The 19,536-nt window shown below is 45.6% G+C and carries 16 protein-coding genes; 11 read left to right on the top strand and 5 right to left on the bottom strand.

The annotated features are described in order from the left end of the window. Positions 1-6: 6 nt before the first annotated feature. The 3 genes from HGO26_RS21795 to HGO26_RS21785 are packed head-to-tail and all read right to left on the bottom strand — an operon-like array spanning position 7 to position 3,157. Entirely contained in the window at positions 7-591 is a 585-nt protein-coding gene (locus HGO26_RS21795) for a TlpA family protein disulfide reductase (protein WP_168827741.1), read from the bottom strand. Positions 592-608: 17 nt separating this feature from the next. Beyond that, complete coding sequence (locus HGO26_RS21790; protein WP_028761784.1) at positions 609-1,028, bottom strand: cytochrome c-type biogenesis protein; 420 nt, start codon at positions 1,026-1,028, stop codon at positions 609-611. Next, positions 1,028-3,157 (bottom strand): heme lyase CcmF/NrfE family subunit, encoded by a 2,130-nt coding sequence (locus HGO26_RS21785; RefSeq protein ID WP_168827740.1) that lies wholly within the window; start codon positions 3,155-3,157, stop codon positions 1,028-1,030. Before HGO26_RS21785 ends, HGO26_RS21790 begins: the two co-directional genes overlap by 1 nt. A 549-nt stretch (positions 3,158-3,706) precedes the next feature. On the opposite strand from HGO26_RS21785, the gene sirA reads away from it, so the two are divergent. From sirA to HGO26_RS21735, 10 genes are all read left to right on the top strand, one after another. Continuing rightward, the gene (sirA, locus tag HGO26_RS21780) at positions 3,707-5,770 is read left to right on the top strand and encodes a dissimilatory sulfite reductase SirA (protein WP_105250351.1); all 2,064 of its coding nucleotides are present in this window, start codon (positions 3,707-3,709) and stop codon (positions 5,768-5,770) included. 62 nt (positions 5,771-5,832) lie between these two features. After that, positions 5,833-6,273, top strand: coding sequence for a rhodanese-like domain-containing protein (locus HGO26_RS21775; protein ID WP_028761786.1), 441 nt, complete (start codon positions 5,833-5,835; stop codon positions 6,271-6,273). Positions 6,274-6,358: 85 nt separating this feature from the next. Then, positions 6,359-7,141 carry an FKBP-type peptidyl-prolyl cis-trans isomerase gene (locus HGO26_RS21770; RefSeq protein ID WP_168827739.1) on the top strand — a complete coding sequence of 261 codons (783 nt, stop codon included), beginning with the start codon at positions 6,359-6,361 and terminating at the stop codon, positions 7,139-7,141. Between the two features lie 34 nt (positions 7,142-7,175). Continuing rightward, on the top strand, positions 7,176-7,856 hold the full coding sequence (locus HGO26_RS21765; RefSeq protein ID WP_211085994.1) for a tetratricopeptide repeat protein: 681 nt from the start codon (positions 7,176-7,178) through the stop codon (positions 7,854-7,856). A gap of 88 nt (positions 7,857-7,944) precedes the next feature. Further along, the gene (locus tag HGO26_RS21760; RefSeq protein WP_168827738.1) at positions 7,945-8,436 is read left to right on the top strand and encodes a nitrous oxide reductase accessory protein NosL; all 492 of its coding nucleotides are present in this window, start codon (positions 7,945-7,947) and stop codon (positions 8,434-8,436) included. Between the two features lie 10 nt (positions 8,437-8,446). After that, entirely contained in the window at positions 8,447-9,736 is a 1,290-nt protein-coding gene (gene nosD / locus HGO26_RS21755) for a nitrous oxide reductase family maturation protein NosD (protein WP_168827737.1), read from the top strand. Next, positions 9,733-10,773 (top strand): ABC transporter ATP-binding protein, encoded by a 1,041-nt coding sequence (locus tag HGO26_RS21750; protein ID WP_168827736.1) that lies wholly within the window; start codon positions 9,733-9,735, stop codon positions 10,771-10,773. The genes nosD and HGO26_RS21750 overlap by 4 nt, the downstream gene beginning before the upstream one ends. Further along, complete coding sequence (locus HGO26_RS21745; protein ID WP_168827735.1) at positions 10,770-11,642, top strand: ABC transporter permease; 873 nt, start codon at positions 10,770-10,772, stop codon at positions 11,640-11,642. Before HGO26_RS21750 ends, HGO26_RS21745 begins: the two co-directional genes overlap by 4 nt. Before the next feature lie 221 nt (positions 11,643-11,863). Beyond that, entirely contained in the window at positions 11,864-13,147 is a 1,284-nt protein-coding gene (locus tag HGO26_RS21740) for a winged helix-turn-helix domain-containing protein (RefSeq protein ID WP_168827734.1), read from the top strand. Between the two features lie 235 nt (positions 13,148-13,382). Beyond that, positions 13,383-15,497 (top strand): M13 family metallopeptidase, encoded by a 2,115-nt coding sequence (locus tag HGO26_RS21735; protein WP_168827733.1) that lies wholly within the window; start codon positions 13,383-13,385, stop codon positions 15,495-15,497. Positions 15,498-15,549: 52 nt separating this feature from the next. Here HGO26_RS21735 and HGO26_RS21730 read toward each other — a convergent pair whose 3' ends face one another. Then, positions 15,550-17,943, bottom strand: coding sequence for a fatty acid cis/trans isomerase (locus HGO26_RS21730; protein ID WP_168827732.1), 2,394 nt, complete (start codon positions 17,941-17,943; stop codon positions 15,550-15,552). Positions 17,944-18,199: 256 nt separating this feature from the next. Here HGO26_RS21730 and HGO26_RS21725 point away from each other — a divergent pair, with 256 nt between their 5' ends. Beyond that, a complete protein-coding gene (locus tag HGO26_RS21725; RefSeq protein WP_168827731.1) occupies positions 18,200-18,829 on the top strand; it encodes a flavin reductase family protein in 630 nt (209 codons plus the stop codon). A gap of 485 nt (positions 18,830-19,314) precedes the next feature. Here HGO26_RS21725 and HGO26_RS22320 read toward each other — a convergent pair. Next, positions 19,315-19,536: hypothetical protein (locus HGO26_RS22320; protein ID WP_211085996.1), on the bottom strand; the 222-nt coding region annotated here is incomplete at its 5' end.

Here is a 19,536-nt window from a genome sequence, read left to right as displayed (position 1 = left end):
TGGTGATTATTGGCCGTATTTTGCAATCAGTTGATCAAGATAAGGGCCAACGTCTTTATCAGTCCAATCGAGATATCCCCGCACAAAACCGACAAGATTACCTTTAGCATCAAAAATATAACTGGCGGGTACGACATTCGCGGGAATGATTTGTTCTATGTTTTGCTCCGGGTCAAGCCAAGTGGCATAGCCGCTAAAGCCATGTTGGTTAAGAAAAGGGCGTACATCTTTAGATTCTTCATCGATAGAGATTGGAATGATGGCGATATTCTTCCCTTGATACTGCTGCTTAAGCTTGTGGAGTTCTGGAATTTCCCTTAAACAGGGGGCGCACCAGGTTGCCCAAAGATTAACTAAAACCAATTTGCCTTGGTGCTGTTTTAGGGTTTGGGTTTGTCCTGATTCATCAATAAAGGGAACTTCTGGTACGCCGCGTGCGTGCTGCATTTCTATAAAACCAGTCATCACAAGGGGCTTAGGGAGGGGCTCTCCTGTACTGTAGAGTTTATTGTCTAGTGAGTGGGCTGAGCTGCTATTAGAAAACAGACCCAAACACACGAGTAGAACAAAGGGAAAATAGTGTAATTTCATCTGGTTATCCTTTACTTTTAAATAGTCGTTTGTGTTTTTCTACGGGTTACCAATGCGAGACACAACCCAACACCAAGCACTAATAACAGCAGTGGCCCAAACCAAAGTGCGAAGGTGGAGGCTTTAAATTCAGGTTGATAACGGATTTTTTGACCATAGCGTTGCACCATAAAATCGATAATCTCATCTTGGTTTTGCCCCTGTTCCAGCATCGAGAATATTTGTGCTTTGAGCTCGTGGGCGATTGGCGCCTGTGATTCAAATAGGCTTTGATTCGTCGCCATAGGGCAACGCAGGACTTTACTGATATCTATTGCCTGTTGCTGGTAGGAAAGGCTTGATATGGGCTGAGCTTGCGCAACGGATAAGCATGGGATCCCTATCCCACATAAGGTGATAGGGAGCAGTAAGACTAAAAAGCGCAATATTGGATTCATTAGGCAAGTGTCTCCTGTGGTTTGTGATGGGATAGGTTACCTAAGGTTGTTAAATCAGCTTGGTAGCTAAAATGGCGAGTAGGCCAAGCGGCAATCGCCCCACCTAGCATCATTAATAGCGCACCAAGCCAGATCCAACTCGCAAGGGGTTTATAGCTGATACGGATAAGGTATTCGCTGTCACTTAATTGCAGCCCCATAGACACATAAATATCCCGCCAGAATCCATGATCGATACCCGCGTGGGACATTTCCATCCCATTGCTTTTAAAGGTTTGCCGTTGCGGCCTAACGTAACCGAGGATCACTTCATCATTCGCACCATCGCGGATACTTATATTGGCTTGGATTGCCGTAAAGCTGTTGGTTTCAACATTCTCTGTGCTTTCATACACTAAGACATAACTCGCCAAAGGCTTACCTTGGCCAGGGCCCATTCTGAGGAGGGCTTCCTGTTCAAAAAAGGAGACGGATGTTGCACCAATAATAGTGATAGCCACTCCAAAGTGGGCGAATAGCATGGCTATAAACCCTTGTTTTGATGATTTAACGGGAGGATTTAAGCCGTGCTCGCTGTGGTTTTGGGTTAATTGCCGGGCATATATTCGTCTACCTAATCCCGAGGCCGCCAATATCGTGAGCAATAAACACACCAGCAACCAAAGTGCTGCGGCAGTGCCAAGGAGTAAAAATAAGCTACTGCCCGAGGCGGCTTGTAAGCTTACCCAGCCTACGACGGCTAATATCACTAGGCTAGGAATGAGCAGGAAAGTAATACGAGTCTTTGAGGCATTTTGCCATTGCACTATTTGCCATTGCACTATTTGCCATTGCGCTATTTGCCATTGCACTAAGGGCGCAATGCCCATTAACAGGACAAGCAAGAAAGTGAGGGGGACAAATATAGCGTTGAAATAAGGGGCACCCACTGAAAGTGTACCTAAATCGAGTAGCTCATAGATCAAAGGGTAAAATGTACCGAGTAATACGGAAAACGCTGCTACGACTAAGATAACGATCCCGAGCAGTAACAGCGTTTCCTTACTGAAAGGCGCGAAAGCCACATCCTGTTTTAAATGGTGGGCTTTGAGTGCAAAAATGAGTAACGCAGCCCCAACAAAAATCACTAATAAGCAGAGGATTGACATGCCACGGGTCGGATCGGCGGCAAAGGCATGTACCGATTGCACTATGCCGGAACGCACCAAAAAGCTGCCGAGTAAGCTGAGTGAGAATGCCAATAAGCACAGCAGTAAAGTCGTGAGTTTAAAGCCATGAGTACGTTGAGTGAGAATGAGGGAATGCACTAATGCTGTTGCCACAAGCCAAGGAATAAAGGAGGCATTTTCTACCGGATCCCAAAACCACCAACCACCCCAACCCAGTTCGTTATAGGCCCACCAAGATCCAAAGGCATTGCCGCCCGTTAGAAACACCCACGCTAATAATACCCAAGGTCGTAAATAGTTAATTTGACGAGTATTAAAACTACCACCGAGCAGTGATGCTAACGCTGCGGCAAAGCAAACAGTGAGCCCGACATAACCCAAAAACAGCATAGGTGGATGCAGTATTAAGCCAATGTCCTGCAATATGGGGTTAAGGTCGCGCCCTTCAATCGGAATGTTAGGTAGTAAGCGGGCAAAGGGATTAGAGGTAAAGAGTAAAAATAAGTTAAAACCAAGGATCACTAATGCCAAAATAGCCAACAGTCTCGCAAAATACAGGGCGTCTTGGTATTTATCGCTGGCATTATCTTGAGTGCAATCCGCCATCTTTATGCGATAACTGATGATCGCGCCCCAAAGGGCAATCGCAAATATCCAAAACAGCATTGACCCTTCGTGGCTGCCCCAAACGGCGGCCACTTTATAACCCAATGCTAATTGGCTATTAGAGTGGTTTGCGACATAAACAACAGAAAAATCATCAGTCATAAAGCAATAAATTAAGCAAAGAAGTGAAACAAATACTGAGGTAAATATGGCTCTAAAGAGTATCGGGCTTAATCCCACTAGATAGGCATTATTCTGCTTAACACCGATTAAGGTCAGTGCTGCAGAAAATAATGCCAATACGCTACTGATGATCAGTAATATATGTCCAATTTCTGGAAGCATAGTTGTCATTTATTATGCCTTAGAATAATGTGGTCTCGGTAATATAGTTTTTTACAGTTGGCTATTTTACCCGTGTGGTTTTTATATGCTGATTTTTATTCAATTCGCTCAGAAACTTGAGTTGTTTTCTTGTGATTTTAAATTTACATATAAGACCTTATTGGAAAAGTCAGTTTAATCACAAGGTTTAATCACTGTTGACTTTAAGATTAGTCGAGTTTTGCATTTGATAATGTGATCTTATCCGTTATTAATTCATTCCTTTTTACGCTTGATGTTTTTTGAAAAGTAAAATGCATTTTTAGTTTTTTTTATAACTGAAATGTTCTTTTTAACTTCTAAAAAATAAATGACGTTAATTTTGTAAGTTATTGTATTTAAATTGTTTTAATTGATTTTATTCATCTTGATTTATCAGCGGGAATTTAGTGTGCTCTAGCTCTGATTTTTAATGGTTTTTTGCCTCCACCATGCTGTAACTGGTCAATTGTTTATGTCGTTCAGTGAGCAGTTAGGTTCAGTGGAAAATATAAAACTAATGATAATTAGGAGTAAATGATGAAACGATGGAAATCCAAAATAGCACTCAGCGTGCTGTTTTGTTTAGGTACTATCGTCAGTGTGGCCGGAATAGCATCCGATGCTAAACCGGGCGAGGTAAAGCCTGGCTATGGTAATAAACAACAGAGTGCGGAAGCTCAGGGAATTATGGCTAATCCCGATCTAACACTAGAGTCCCGTGGTGTAAGAACACTGCAGGATTATATTGTTCAGGAAAAAGAGTTGTTTGATTTTCTTTTTGAAAATCATCCGGTATTTAAATATGCCGAGCAAGGTCGTTTAAAAGGAACCTATAAGGTCAGTGACCGTGGTGAAGAATACTTACACGGTGGTGATAGCCAAAAATATAGCCAACATCAAGAGGGCAATCGCCCTATGGCATTGCAATATCGCCTCGGTGCCAAGTCGATTTTGGATTTCCCAAATAAGTTTGTTGGTCCTGAAAAATGTGGTGAGTGCCACGGTCCACAATATGAAAAGTGGAAACGTTCACGCCATTCAAAAACCTTACGTTTTCCGGGGAGTCATCCCGAAGTCGATAACGATTTAAACAAAACCATGTATGGCACTAAGGATACTTCTATCCTGCCAGACGGCATTACCCCTGATGCAATTTATGCGACGGTGGGAACACCAAGAACCAAATACGGCTTTATCGATAGCTACTTAGTACGCGGTACTTTCCATGTGAAAGACGGTTTACTCAAAGATGGTACTGGCACTATGGTCGCCGGTGGTAACCAATTCTCCCGTGGTTGGGCTGAATGGTTAACCCCTGAAATGGCGAAGAAAATTCAGAAAGTTATTCCTGAATTTCCAACTAAAATGGAAGATTTTGGCGCGAGTGGTTCACACCAGTGGGGTATGAGCTCCTATGGTGCTAAATACGAGAAGGAATTCTTATTCCAACCTGCGAGTTCCTATTGCGAGATGTGCCATACCTTTAAGTTTGATTTTAAAACTAAAGATGAGTTTTTTGCCGCCCTTGGTAATCCTAAAGAGCTCCAAAAACATACAGTGTCACTCGGTATTACCTGTGAAGAGTGTCATGGCGCAGGTGGTCATTTAGACGGCGGTATCGGTGGTGGTATGCCTTCTAACTGTGAGCGTTGTCACCAGCGTTTTAACTTCGTAGAAGAACTTGCGCAAACCCCGCAGGGTAAAGAAAAACTGGAATATGCCTTTAACGTGAAGATGAAATCTTCGTGCCCATCTTGTGGTACAGAAGGTTCGCAAATGTTTGCCTCATCTCATTACGATAAGGGTATGCGTTGTTCTACCTGTCATGATCCACACGAAGTGACTGATGGTGATTGGAAATCCGGTATTACTAAACCCAAACTCATCAAAGAATGTACCGATTGCCATACAGCACAGGCTGAAATTGCGAGTAATACCAAGACCCACAGTAAACAAACTTGTCAAAGCTGTCATATGCCAAACATGGGTAGTTGTGAAAACTTCACCGCGATCCAGTTCCCTGATATGGCCGGTTTCGACAACGTTCGTAAGTCGCACATGTGGAAAATCGATGTCGATCCATTGCGTAAGACGCTTAACCCACCTGAAGGTAAGTCTCGCGACTCATCCACTAAGGGCTGGACTGTGGCGAAGGACGAAAATGGCCATAACTACCTCGATCTGATGTGGACCTGTGCTCGTACTTCCGCTTCTGATCACGATGTAGTGGATAACAAAGGTTGCCATAGCCAATTCCAATCTAAGTTGGGTGAGGGTCTGCACTTTAAAGATCAACAGCAAATCTACGGCAAAGTTCAGAAGTGGCAAAAACCAGTGAAAGAAACCTATGCCAAAGTAGAAAAAGCCCTTATTAGCATCGATAAGTCGCCCAATATGGCGAAGTTATCGGTAGAAGATAAGACGCAAGTGCTGTTGTTGACTGATAAAGCTCAAGATGTCCTCAAACTGATTAAAGCCGATGGTTCATGGGGTGTTCATGGTGCGCGTTACTCACAAAAACGCTTAGATGCCGCCTTGACCTATGTGACCCAAGCCCAAGCCATTATTGATGGTAATGCGCTGAGTGCGAAGAAAATATAGTTTAACTTGAGTCCTAGTTATCCCCGACACCTTTGGGTGTCGGGGAATATGAGAGTCTAATTATGCATAACATGCTTCGTCAAAGTGTAAGCCGAATATTGATGGTGTTGGCCTTAGGCGTGACTGCGATGCCAGTCATCGCCGGTGGTGGCTCAGAAATGTCTGAAGTGCCCTATAACGAAATCCAATTAAATCCCATTTCGATGATGGAAGCGGAAACCTTAGTCGGCAAGCAAGGCGTTTATTTTTTCGACGTAAATACACTGGAGATATGGGCAGAAGGTTTTATCCCCGGAGCGGTTTTTTTCAATGTTCAGAATTGGAGAGAGTTACTTCCAAAGAATAAAGATGCAGTCATGGTGTTTTACTGCGCTAACCGCCTTTGCACCAGCAGCAATATGGCGGCGAGAGAAACCATGAAGCTAGGTTACACAGGTGTGCGTCATATGGCCGATGGTATTTATGGCTGGCGTATGTCGGGTCGAGTAACAGAAAAACCTTAGTAACACACAGGACCGATGTTTTATCGGTTTGGTTTGCAGGGCCAAAAGGCGAAACCCACAGGGTTAACATTGTAGAGAACATAAAATGAAAACACGTATGCCAACTTCTTTTATCCCCAAAAGCATCACAGTGGCGACCTGCGCCGCATTATTTGTTTCGGTAGCCTGTTTTGCCGCCACAAGTCTGAAAACCGATGCAGATAAAACCTCCTACAGCATTGGCGCTTCTATTGGTAATTACATTTCTGGTCAAGTTTACAACCAAGTTGAATTGGGTTCAGAGGTGAATGTCGACTTAGTCGTGCAAGGTTTTGTGGATGCGCTTAAAGATAAACAGCAATTAACCGACGAAGAAGTGCTGACCTACCTGAACCAAAGAGCAGAACAACTCAATGCCGCAAGAACTGTCGTTGCTGAAAAACAAATGGCAGAAACTAAAAAGGCAAGTGCGGCATATCTTGCTGAAAATCAAAAAAAGTCTGGCGTTAAAGTCACCGCATCTGGTCTTCAATACGAAGTCTTAACCCAAGGTAAAGGCCATAAACCCAATCCAGAAGATGTGGTCACAGTGGAATATGTTGGCACTCTTATCGATGGGACTGAGTTTGAAAATACGGTTGGACGTAAAGAGCCCACTCGCTTTGCATTAATGTCGGTGATCCCCGCTTGGGAAGAGGGATTAAAGTTGATGCCTGTGGGGTCTAAATACCGTTTTGTGGTACCAGCAAGCCTTGCTTATGGCACTGAAGCTGTAGGTATTATCCCTCCTGAGTCAGCACTTATCTTTGAAATTGAACTGAAAAATATTGAGAAACCCAGCGAAATGAAAGAGATGAAAAATAAAAAGATGATGCCTGCACACGGTTAATCTGGCTCCTAAAACGAGTTGTTTGGAGAGTGAAATGGAGACTGGAATGGTGAGCTTAGGACTAGGCATTGGCATCAGTTTACTGTTGTTTGTTGCTTACATTTACTGGCATCACATGCGTCTAAACCTAGTCATGGGAATCGCACAGTTGCCAAACATGTCGAGCAAGGTGCCCTTTGCGATGGGAATCGTCCTAGTGCTGCTTACCCTTGCTATCTACAGTCAAACAGGCCGTTTTAGAGATTGGGATCAAGGTCGGATTGATGAAAATATTGATTATTTAGTCGCGGCCGAGATCACCAAAGCCAGTCGTTGGGCTCAGAGTGAGCCGCAAAACACCTTGGCACTTATGTCATTAGCTCAGGCTTACAATGCGGGAGGTTTGTACTCAGATGCGGTGCTGACCTTGGATAAATTACTCGAAATAGGGGGAGAAGATGCCGAAGTGTTAGGGGCAAAAGCTAACGCGCTTTATTACCGCGAGCTTCGGCAAATGACACCTGAAACCCAACAGGTGATTACCAAAGCATTAGCACTCTCTCCCTTTGAGCCTCAAACCCATATGTTACTCGCGGCAGATGCTTACTTGCATGCTCGTAACCAAGAGGCCATTGACCATTGGCAGCTTTTGCTCAAAAACAATGCGGACAGTATCAACCGTGAAGCAATCGATAATGCGATTGCAAAAGCACAAAGCAAAATGAATGAAAGATGAAACCCGTTTCTATCAACCCTCGCCGTAAAGATCTGTCCCTGCAAGGAATCTGGCGAGGCGTTGATATTTTAATAAAAGGATAAATAGGATGAAGAAATACTATGCATTGTTGCTGTTAGTGCCCTTGCTATTTGGCTGTAATAAAAGCGAGGCCACAGACCATGTTCATAAAGCCGAGATGATTCACGAGCATGACCGTTGCCATTTATGCGGCATGGTGATCACTAAATATCCCGGACCTAAAGGGCAAGTACACCTCAAGGCTGAGAAAACGGTACCTAAGTTTTGTTCTAGCCGCGATATGTTTAACTTTGCATTACAGCCTGAAAATAAAAGACAAATTGATTACATGATGGTGCATGACGCGGGCACGACTGATTGGGTGCAGCCAGACGATGGCGCCTTTATTGATGCTCAAAATGCCTTCTATGTTTACGGTACGACTAAGAAAGCTGTGATGGGACCTGCCGTTGCCCCTTTTAGCACTAAAGCCGCCGCCGAAGCCTTTGCTAAGGAATACGGTGGCCGAGTGCTGAGATTTGATGACATCACCCTAGAACTGCTCGCGGGTGATAAATAAGGTTGTGATGATGAAGCTGCGTCTCGTCCTTATCTGGCTGCTGTGCTTTGCCTCTTTCGGTACTTGGGCTGCACTCATTCGGGTAACAGATACAGATTCACTCACCCTTGCCCTTAACAAAGCTCAAGCAGGTGACACCTTAGTGCTAGCCACTGGGGTGTATGAAGGCTCCTTTAAGGTGACGCAATCCATTTCGCTAAAGGGGGAAATAGGCGCGACATTAGATGCACTGCGCCAAGGCAGTGCGTTGGTCATTGAGGCGCCTCAGGTGAGTATTGAGGGGCTCAATATCCGCCACTGGGGACGGGATCTGTATTACCGTGATGCCGCCATTTTACTCAAAAAAGGGGCGGATAATGTGCTGATTAAGGGAAACCGCTTGGTGGGTGATGGTTTTGGTATTTATGGCGAACAGCTAAACTCGCCCACCATCACGAACAATAGTATTAGTGGTAACGGCGCCATTCATGTGCTTGATCGGGGTGATGGCATTTATCTTAAGCATGTTAATTCGCCACAAATTGACCGAAATCAGCTCATTTTTGTCCGTGATGGTGTGTATTTAGAGTCCGTTACCCACAGCCGCATTTATGAAAATCAATTCACTAAGCTGCAATATGGTATTCACTACATGTATACCCAAGCCGACGAAGCGTGGCAAAACCAAGCGATTGCCGTCGATGGCGGTTATGCCCTAATGAATTCAACCCATATTTACCTGCACCACAACCGTGTGACTCAGGCGCGGGACTTTGGCATTTTGCTCAACATTACTGAGGCATCCCATGTGCAAGCCAATGTTGCGAGTCAAATCCATAACCCTAAGGGCACTGTGGAGCTTGGCAATGAGGGGAAAGGTATTTTTATTTACGCTGCTCAACATAACCGTATTCAAGATAACGAGTTTAGCCACAGCGATACCGGGATCAGTATGGCCATGGGCGGAGAGGAAAATCGCCTTTGGCATAATCGTATTATGGCCAATCAAACCCAAGTCAAATATGTCGGTGAAAGCCAACTTGAATGGAGTTATCTGGGGCAGGGGAATTACTGGTCGGAATATCAAGGTTGGGATCTGAATGGCGATGGATTCGGGGATATTGTCCATAGGCCGAATGACAGTTTAGATAAACTGTTTTGGCTTTATCCTGAAGCCAAACTGTTGATGGAAAGCCCCGTTGTGTTGTTACTGCGTTGGGTGGAACGCCAATTTAAGCCCCAAGTGACGAGCGGTATAAGTGATAGTTTTCCCCTAATGCAAAGTGGCGCGCATGTACTGATTGATGGAGGTTCGCGATGAATCATCAAACTTTGACCTGCTCAGCGAATAAGCCTGTAGTGAATGCTGATGTGGTTGTTAAAGCGACAAATATCAGTAAATGCTATGGCAAGTTTAAGGCACTGGATGATGTGAGTTTTGAGGTGTTAGCGGGTCAAGTGATCGCACTCCTTGGGCATAATGGTGCGGGTAAATCTACGTTACTCAAGCTTATTTTGGGATTACTTACCCCCACAAGTGGCCTGCTCCAAGTTCAAGGTCATAGTGTCGGAAGTATGAATGCCAGACAGAGTTTGTCCTTAGGCTATTTGCCTGAAAATGTGAGTTTTTATGACAATATGACCGCCAATGAGCTGCTGCGATATTTCGCTAAGCTTAAGGGCGTTGCCTTGCCTAAAGTACATGAATTACTTGCTGAATTTGGTTTAGAGGCCGCTAAAGATAAGCGTTTGAGTACTTTTTCTAAGGGGATGCGGCAACGTCTTGGGCTCGCGCAGGCGATATTGGCTGAGCCTAAGGTACTGTTACTCGATGAACCGACAGTTGGCTTAGATCCCTTGGCATCGGCTTTCCTGTATCAAAAAATCGCTCAGCTCAGGGCGCAGGGCTGCGCCATTATTATCAGTACCCATGAGTTGGGATTAGTGCAAGATCAGATGGATCGCGCTTTGATCTTAGGTCGAGGACGAATGTTAGCTTCGGGAAGCTTAACCTCCCTGAGGGCGGCGACTCAGTTGCCAAATCATATCTTGTTGCATTTTCTATCTAATACTCAAAGGCAAGCATTGCTCGCGGATCCCATTTTAGCGGCATGTGTTAAGGCAAATGCGGGGCAGGGACTCACACTAGCCGTGCCACAGGAGCAAAAGTCAGCCGTGTTAAATCACTTATTACAAAAAGTGCCCGCGGGGGATTTTTCTATTGAACCTCCTAGTTTGCAGAGTGTATTTCATCATTACATGGAAAGTCTTTGCCCCCTTCAGTCGCCAACAATGCCTACAAAGACTATTAACATAACAGATATAAATCAGGCGATTAATTTGGAATCAGTCCTATGAACCGTTCTGAGGTTTTGCACCATCGTTTAAGTGCCCTGAGCATAGTGAGCACCATAGCCGCCAAAGAGTTTAAGGATAATGTACGTAATCGTTGGTTATGGATGATGGCGGGAATCTTGTTGCTGCTGTCTCTGTGTGTGAGTTTTATGGGCAGCGCTGTGTCCGGCAACTTAGTGGTATTTGAGCCTGCCCAGATCCTCTCTGGGTTAGTCACTTTATCGGTATTTATGCTCCCTTTAGGTGCGATTTTATTGAGTTATGACAGCTTTGTTGGTGAAAAAGAATCCGGCACTCTGTTGTTACTGCTGACCTATCCATTAGCACGTTGGCATCTCGTGTGCGGCAAGTTTTTAGGCCATGCCTGCGTGATGACCATTGCCTGCATTTTGGGCTTTGGTTTAACAGGATTGATACTGATATCACTGGGCGATACTCAGGCCCAGTTATCCATAGCTATCGGGTTTATCCATTTGATTATGAGCAGTATTTTACTGTCATTAGTGTTCGTGCTCTTGGGTTATTGGGTTAGCTTGTGTGTGCGAGAAAAAGCCAAGGCACTGGGGATATTACTCATTTTATGGTTTGTGCTTGTGCTGGTTTATGATCTGATTTTACTCAGTGCAGTGGTTGGAATGAGTGAGATGTTTAATCGTACTGTATTCAATCTACTGATTTTGTTGAACCCTACTGATCTGTTCCGTGCTTTAAATTTACTCGCGACTCCCTCGGATACACTCGCGGCTAAAAGTAGTCTCACTCTGCTTGCTCAAACTGGGCTGGGCTTACCCTTAATGTATGGTTTGCTGGGTGGCTGGATTGGTGCATTACTTTTGTGTTGTTCTTGGATCTTTAAATACCAAGAAATCTAGTTTAGCGACCTCTGTATTAGTCTAACTTTGTACTTATTAAACAATGACTAAACTGAGTATAGAGTCACACTCTTATATGTTGTTAAAAGGTAAAATAAACCATCTTGACTTGGTGATTGCATATCATCGTTTTCTTGGAAAGAAACAATGTCACATGATGATTGCATGTTGTTAGTGTAATCAAACTTTATCAGTATTGGCTGATCTTTCAGGCGTTTAACATGCATAAAATCACATCTTATTTAATGTTAGATGAACAGGCTAAGGAATTAGTCGATCATGTGAATGGGACAACCATCAGCCTGACTTTTTCCGAAACGGCCTTATTAGTGCTGTTGTTATCATCCACGAATGCCATTTTTACTAAGGAAGAATTGCTGCAGGTCGGCTGGCCTGAAAGGGTGGTTGCTCCTACCTCTTTAACGCAATGCATCAGTACCTTACGTAAAAAGCTCGAACCCTATACCGAAGTGCAGCTTAAAACCGTGGCACGCCGCGGTTATCAATTGCATATCTCTGAACAATCCCATGTAAAGATGCTGGCGATCAATGATGCGAATGCAATTCGTGATGCCTTAGTGGGGGTGTCGGTTTGGACTAAAGTTGCTGGTATTGCCCTTTTGTGCGCTATCTTGACAATCGTTTGGTATGTGAGCGACCACCATGCGGTGGTTAAACAGGTGGCTAAATGGCATGCCGATAAATATATCAGCCTCAATATTGGTGGCACGCTGGGGACGGCGCGAACCTTCTATATTGGTGATGAGGATCGTTTACATCCTTCATGGTGGCAAAAACATTTAGCGCCAGAGGGAAATCACATCAATAACCTTAATTACTTCAGTGCATTTACCTCAACGGATGGCAAAAATTATTCGATGGCGATTTGCCCTGAGCTGGACGCCGATGCCTGCAGTGGTCACGGCATCATCAATATCACGGCGATAGATGCAAAACCCGCAGGATTAAATATGGCGGAGTTTATTCCGCTGAGCCAAATAATGGAGCAGCGCATTCGCTATAACCGTATCGTCCTCCCTGCGGATGATAAAGGAATGGGCGAGTTACTTGAGCATAATTACCATGCGGATATTTATTTTCCCGTCGCGGGCGAACTCCTAGTTCGTAACGATCTCAGTATGTCTCTGGTCTATGAAGGGCAAAATAAGGGCAAGTTTTATTCGACCTCCTGTATTACAGATCAAGATTGTTTAACGACGCCGATTAAATACACTATCCGCGGTGAGTTTGAGCAGTACCAGACCACAATTGATGACCTTAAAGTCGATGTTTTTCACGTTAAAGTGTTACAAAAAGAACTGACAAAACCGGATGAAGTCAGCCATTCTGCTATGCAGTTCTACCGTGAAATTCGTAAGCATGATATCCGTGATGAAGATTTATTTTATTATCGTGTTTATCAAAATGAGCACACGGCAGTATGGATCATTCCTCAGATGGGACAAGTACTTGCGTGGACTCAGTACACTCAGATCAAATTATAAAGTAGTCGTTAGCCAAACTTGATTAAGCCGACATAGCGTCGGCTTTTTTGTGCCTGCAGTTGAGCGCGGTCGTGATGATGCTAAGCTGCGAGTTTGAGCGTCTGGTTCAAATTGTTTGCATTAACTTTCTATCATAAAAATTGGCTTTGTTTTACTTCTTCATTCAGTGCCAGTTACACTGCCAAACTTAGCAATCACACTATAAATACAATAATAAAAAAGAGAGGAGTCATTCATGTCGGACCGTCTTATTCCCGTGCTGTTACTGTCAACTTCAGTATTGGCTGGGCTCACTGCTTGCAGTGATAACACCACAGAAAACACAGTAAAAACCAGCGAAAACGCGCTAAAAAGTCAAGACGTTGCGGCTCAAATGCCGATTGGCATTAATGTCGCGGCTATGACGCCAACGGTAAAACCAGGGGATGATTTTTATACCTACGCCAATGGCGAATGGATGAAAACGACGATGATCCCAGCCGATCGCTCCAGCACTGGCGCTTTCCTCGTTGCTTTTGAAGCGACCGAAAAGCATAAAACCAGTTTGATTGCCGATCTGGTGAAAGCGCAACATGCGGCGGGTAGCGACGAAGCGCGTATCGCCGATTTCTACAAGGCTTACACAGATACCGCCGCTATTGATGCCGCAGGAATGAAGCCTGCCGAGGCGGATATTGCCCGTTATGAGGCCATTGCGAGCAAGCAGGATTTATCTGCGGCATTAGGTGGAAATCTGCGCGCCGATGTCGATCCTCTCAACGCGACTGACTTTTATACCGAAAACCTATTTGGGATCTTCGTCACCCAAGGTTTATCAACGCCGGGCGAAGTCTTACCTTACTTTTTACAGGGCGGTTTAGGCTTACCTGAGCGCGAATATTACCTGTCTGCCGATCCTAAAATGGTCGACATTCGCACCGCTTACCGCGCTTACATTGAAACCTTGCTTAAAGATGCGGGTGTGAGCGATGCCGCTGTCCGTGCCGATCGTATTTTCGCCCTTGAAAACAAGATTGCTGCAGCCCACGCCAGCCGTGAAGCAAGCGAAGATTTTACTCAGTCTTCGGGTGTATGGAGCCGTGCTGACTTTGATGCCAAAGCACCGGGCATCGATTGGACTGCCTTTCTAGCGGCGGCGCAACTGGGCAATCAGCCTAAATTTGCGGCCTACCATGCAACGGCGATTACGGGACTTTCTGCGCTTGTGGCCTCTGAGCCTTTAGAAGCATGGAAAGATTGGCTCGTGTTTCACCATATCAATAGCCATGCTGATGTGTTGCCATCGGCTATCGACAATGCTTCGTTTGCCTTTAATGGCACTAAGCTTTCTGGCACGCCAGAGCAGCGTAGCCGCGATAAACGTGCCTTAGCGGCACTCGACCAATATTTAGGTGATGCCGTAGGCCATGCCTATGCCGAGCAATATTTCCCCGCTTCGGCCAAAGCAGAAGTCAGCACTATGGTGGATAACATAGTGGCCGCCTTCGGTCAGCGAGTGGAAAAACTCGATTGGATGGACCCTTCAACCAAGAAAGAAGCCCTAGCAAAAGTGGCAACTATGGCGGTGGGCGTGGGTTATCCCGACAAATGGCGCAATTACGACAGCTATGCAGTGACTGCGACCAATGCCTACGCCAATGCCATCAATGGTGAAAAAGTAGAGTACAGCCATCAGCTAGCCAAGATTGGCAAACCAATGGATAAAGGCGAGTGGTGGATGACGCCGCAAGTGGTGAATGCGGTGAACTTGCCAGTGCAGAATGCGCTTAACTTCCCTGCGGGTATTTTGCAACCGCCATTCTTTGATGCTAAGGCCGATGCGGCCTACAACTATGGCGCGATTGGCGCTGTGATTGGTCATGAAATCAGCCATAGTTTTGATAACAATGGTGCGGCCTTTGACTCGACTGGGGCTATGCGTAACTGGTGGACGCCCGCTGACTTTGCTCAATTTGATAAGCAAGGCGATGCGTTAGCGCAGCAGTTTGATGCTTATGCGCCTTTCCCTGATTTACACGTGAATGGCAAGTTGACCTTAGGTGAAAATATTGCCGATGTAGCAGGTTTAGCCGCCGCTTATGATGCTTACCACGCCTCGCTTAAAGGCAAAGATGCGCCTGTGATTGGAGGCTTTACGGGTGATCAACGCTTCTTTATCGGCTTTGCGCAAACATGGGCCACTAAGATGCGTGACGAAGCCCTGCGTGCTCGGGTGGCAACCGATGGCCATGCACCCGGCATGTACCGCGCGCTGACAGTGCGTAACTTAGATGCTTGGTATACTGCATTCGATGTTAAGCCTGGCGACAAGCTGTATTTAGCCCCTGAAGATCGCGTTAAGATCTGGTAAGTTTACTGGGTTGATTTGAAAGGAAGGGGAACGCTAGCGTTCCCCTTTTTTATTAACGATTTTGCAGTCGGTTGTAATCCAGCCACCCACTTTCTATCGGGTGATTGTCGAAAAAGATCTGATTGAGTTCGTCACTAAAGGCCCAAAACTTCGGATCAGTACGGCGTACACCCACCATATCTAACAGTGCCTCATAGTCTTTTTCAGTTTGCATTTTCTCAACTGTCGCCACGACGTTAGGCAAGTCTTGTTCTTTCACTCGCCAAAATGCCTCAGGATAACTGCCCAATAAGCCATGCACTAAAGTGACGTCATCTTTAGCGGGTTCGCGGTTACTCGCCTCATTAAATAGACTCGAAATATTCCGATGGGCGCTATTGCGAACTAAGGTAAATATCTCAGCTTTACCCGCTTTTTCAGGTTCCACCATGATCATGGTTAGTTCTGGTAACAGGGTCGCTTGTGTGCCTTTTAATCGATCTAATGTGTGTAAAAGTGCTTTGCTATGTATTTTCAAGCTGCTGTTTTCTATGTGATATCGATTGGGTTGAACTTTAGCAACCTTCTGTCCGAGTTTTTGATACAGTTCGCCCTTTAGATCGTCACTAAAGTAGAGTACGCCCGTAGGCTGATGAAAGGTGTTGATATCCCCTGCGATAAAGGCCGTGAGTTGAGTTCCAGCCCCTTGATACCAATCACTCAACTGCTTGCGCCTTTCCTCCTGTGGCAACAGGGTCAGGAAATTCGATTCCCCCTCCATACGTAAAAAATCCATGTATAAGCGAGTTAATAGCTGGTGGCCGTAGTTACCATAAACATCGAAACCCGCGACCAATAAATAGTGGATACGCTCCAGCAAGGCATAATCGATAATCCAAGCCGTTTTGGGCGGTTCGCCTACTAAGCCTTTGACCACAGTGGCATTGTCGAAGTGACGAAATACTGTCAGGCTGGCATTATCATTGGTGTCGTCGCCATCCCAGAGTCCGTCTATGGTGAGGTGCTGGCCGTTTTTGAATTTCTCGTTCAAGAATTGATTACGCGCCCGCATATATTTGCCTTGCTTGGCGGCATATTTCACCCAAGTTACTGCGAGTGCAGTGCTTTCTTCCTCTGCAGGCATACGTAGATTTTCAAGTTGGGAATGGTAAAAGGCGCTAAAGTCAGTGTCGTCCATATAATCTGGAGTCACAAAGTACACCCAGAATCTATCGTTAATGACATTGAGCGCCACCTGACCACGGCACACTGGGCCTTTGATAAAGCCCATAATGGTATCTTGGGCGCGGGTCAGCATAAATCGATAGCGCGCACTGGCAGGAATTTGAATAAAAGCTTCAAAGGGATTGGCCGCAACGCTCGGCTTGTAGCTCGGCAGTTGAGTGACTGAGTAATCCGCATCGATAAACCATTGTTGCCAGTTATCCAGCAAGCCGGTATTCAAAGCGTAGGGGATATGGGTTTTATCGACTATGGTTGCCCGATAAGGCCGAAAGCGGTAATAGACTCGCTCCACCTTAGGATCGTCGAAGGGACGACGGGAGGCGATAATATCCAGCGCTTGCCCCGGCGGCGTCCGAGAACGCACTAACTCGAAGAATAAAGGCTGGGTGTTCGGCTGATTCAAAGACTCAAAATATAAATGGAAGGCAAACAAATGCTCGTAGATGTAGCGTGCACTTAATTGGCTTTTTAAACTGTCGCCGTTTAAAAACTTCTCCCAGAGGGTTATTTCTGCAATAAATTCAGGTGTAAGCGCTTGTGCAAACGGCAGTGGCGCACCTTGCTCGAGCCAGTGCATCAACACTTGATGTTCATTCGCATTCAGTGCTGGCAAGCCATAAGGCATACCTGCAAGGGGCTGGCTTTGCTCGTATTTGTCCATTTCCTCTAGGCTGGCGCATTGCTGTACCCTATCTAGGCTGAAATCAAAACGCTTATCTAAAATCTTGTCTTCGGGCAGGGGATGCATTTGCTTAAGCGTGAGCATTCTGGCTAATACCGAGGCTTGGGTATTGGCTTCTGGGGTTTGATCGCGCTCGTTTAGCATGGGGTAAAATCCGCGTTGACGCCAAGCTTCTGGGGTAAAGGCATCGACAAATAAGCGATTAGGTGTGGCAGCGACTAAGCGTGTGCCTTGGTAAACCTTTTCCTTACTCGCCCCACGCTCTATACCTTCGCTCGAGGTCATTTTTAACTGACAGGGGGCATCGTAACAGGCATGACATACCACGCAGCGGCTATTGAGAATAGGCTCAACTTGTGTGTGCACAAACTCGGCTTGTTGAATAAATTGGTCGTTAAGCTGTGCATTTTCGACGCGTTTTTGCGGTGAGCTAGTGCCAAACAGGGCATTGAAATCGATTTGCGCTACGCTGGCACAACCTGTCGCTAACAGCACTGCGACCAACAACAACCTCTTCCATCCCCCTTTTATCGCGTCCATTCACCGCTCCTTCATTTGCCACATGCTATTTAGCAGAGTTAGGCTTTTTAGCCCACTGATAAGTATCACTTTAGCAGAAGAGTGTGTTGGATTTGAAATTTGCAGCCAGATGTTGTTCAAGGAGCTGACTTAAGTTGCCCTACAGACTTTTGGTAGCTGCCTCGAAACTTGGGTAAGATAGCGGCTATAAAAGCGTACCTGTGATGGCTGTATTAATTGCACCAGTATTGTTGTGGCAATAACAAAAGGATGAAGTATGACTGCTGATAACCGCTATTTTTACGAACCGAGCAAAGGCCATGGCCTTGCACACGATCCTTTAAATGCGATTGTGGGGCCTCGACCGATCGGCTGGATTTCATCGCGGAATACTCAGGGGCAACGCAATCTCGCACCTTATAGCTTTTTCAATTGTTTCAACTACAAACCGCCCATCATTGGCTTTGCCAGCACAGGCTGGAAAGACAGTGTCGCCAATATTGTCGAGACAGGGGAGTTTGTGTGGAACCTCACCACTCGCGGCTTAGCTGAGAAAATGAATCAAACCTCCGCCATGCTGCCACGCGGTCAAGATGAGTTTAGCTTTGCCGGACTCACGGCTAAAGCTGGCACCATTGTTAAGGCAGACTTAGTGGCTGAAAGCCCAGTGAACTTCGAATGCAAATTGTCCCAATGTATTCAACTCACCGCCGCCAATGGCGACAAGATTGATACTTGGTTAGTGTTAGGTGAAGTGGTGGCCGTGCATATTGCTAAGCATTTACTCAATGCCGAGGGGATTTATCAAACTGCCCTTGCCGAGCCCGTATTACGTGCCGGCGGCCCATCGGCTTATTATGGGATCTCCGAAGGTCTGCGTTTCGATCTACATAGACCACAAGTGTAGGGGGTTGCTCAGGTGCCGCAGGGCTGTGGGTTTTCAAACTTCGTTTGATTTTTTGGCATTAGTTTAACTTTTAACCTTTTAAATCCAAATCTAAGTCAAAGTCGTGGGGCTTCACCCCACACCCGACCAAGGAGGACTGCTCGTCCTATCCTCCTTGGATTCTCCATGACGCCCCTAGCGAAGTTACATGCATTGGTTACCTGTCTCATACTCCAATAAAAATTGCCTAACGGCTCAGATGGGACATCCCTGTCCCCCCGAGCCTGCGCCATCATCCATGATGTCGCCACGGCATTTTTATCTGCGTATTTCGACAACTTCACAGGGGAAGGTGAACTTCTGATGCTGAGGTGTTCGTTGTGAATTTCAAAAGATTTTTTGCTTGTACTATCATTTTCCTATGCAACCAATTGCAGCGCGAACTATTAACCCCGCAGTACACCACCGATTAGGGGAGTCTGCCTGTGATTAGATGTTGAAAGGCATCAGGTATTTTCTGTTAGATCTTCTTGCCCCATCCAATCAAGGGGGGATGCCAACTCGACAAAGTCTTTATATTCATCCATATCGATCTCTTTAAACTGATTTCTAATATAGAGAAACTTAGCCCACAGAAGCGCTGAGGTTTGGATGTAGTGGCACACTAATTTTGGCCACCTAAATAGAGGTGATATTATTACCTCGTAGATGACTTTAGGTGAAAACAT

The sequence above is a fragment of the Shewanella oncorhynchi genome, assembly GCF_012584455.1.
Lineage (GTDB): Bacteria > Pseudomonadota > Gammaproteobacteria > Enterobacterales > Shewanellaceae > Shewanella > Shewanella oncorhynchi.
The sequence above is the reverse complement of the archived record's forward strand: the minus strand, read 5'-3'. Positions and strand labels throughout refer to the sequence as shown.

What these genes read in the sequence shown, in the direction of transcription:
- HGO26_RS21750 (WP_168827736.1), top strand. Translation starts at nt 9,733, where the DNA reads ATGAATCATCAAACTTTGACCTGCTCAGCGAATAAGCCTGTAGTGAAT.
- HGO26_RS21730 (WP_168827732.1), bottom strand. Translation starts at nt 17,943, where the DNA reads ATGGACGCGATAAAAGGGGGATGGAAGAGGTTGTTGTTGGTCGCAGTG.
- HGO26_RS21770 (WP_168827739.1), top strand. Translation starts at nt 6,359, where the DNA reads ATGAAAACACGTATGCCAACTTCTTTTATCCCCAAAAGCATCACAGTG.
- HGO26_RS21725 (WP_168827731.1), top strand. Translation starts at nt 18,200, where the DNA reads ATGACTGCTGATAACCGCTATTTTTACGAACCGAGCAAAGGCCATGGC.
- HGO26_RS21790 (WP_028761784.1), bottom strand. Translation starts at nt 1,028, where the DNA reads ATGAATCCAATATTGCGCTTTTTAGTCTTACTGCTCCCTATCACCTTA.
- HGO26_RS21795 (WP_168827741.1), bottom strand. Translation starts at nt 591, where the DNA reads ATGAAATTACACTATTTTCCCTTTGTTCTACTCGTGTGTTTGGGTCTG.
- HGO26_RS21760 (WP_168827738.1), top strand. Translation starts at nt 7,945, where the DNA reads ATGAAGAAATACTATGCATTGTTGCTGTTAGTGCCCTTGCTATTTGGC.
- HGO26_RS21740 (WP_168827734.1), top strand. Translation starts at nt 11,864, where the DNA reads ATGCATAAAATCACATCTTATTTAATGTTAGATGAACAGGCTAAGGAA.
- sirA (WP_105250351.1), top strand. Translation starts at nt 3,707, where the DNA reads ATGAAACGATGGAAATCCAAAATAGCACTCAGCGTGCTGTTTTGTTTA.
- HGO26_RS21745 (WP_168827735.1), top strand. Translation starts at nt 10,770, where the DNA reads ATGAACCGTTCTGAGGTTTTGCACCATCGTTTAAGTGCCCTGAGCATA.
- HGO26_RS21735 (WP_168827733.1), top strand. Translation starts at nt 13,383, where the DNA reads ATGTCGGACCGTCTTATTCCCGTGCTGTTACTGTCAACTTCAGTATTG.
- HGO26_RS21775 (WP_028761786.1), top strand. Translation starts at nt 5,833, where the DNA reads ATGCATAACATGCTTCGTCAAAGTGTAAGCCGAATATTGATGGTGTTG.
- nosD (WP_168827737.1), top strand. Translation starts at nt 8,447, where the DNA reads ATGAAGCTGCGTCTCGTCCTTATCTGGCTGCTGTGCTTTGCCTCTTTC.
- HGO26_RS21765 (WP_211085994.1), top strand. Translation starts at nt 7,176, where the DNA reads ATGGAGACTGGAATGGTGAGCTTAGGACTAGGCATTGGCATCAGTTTA.
- HGO26_RS21785 (WP_168827740.1), bottom strand. Translation starts at nt 3,157, where the DNA reads ATGACAACTATGCTTCCAGAAATTGGACATATATTACTGATCATCAGT.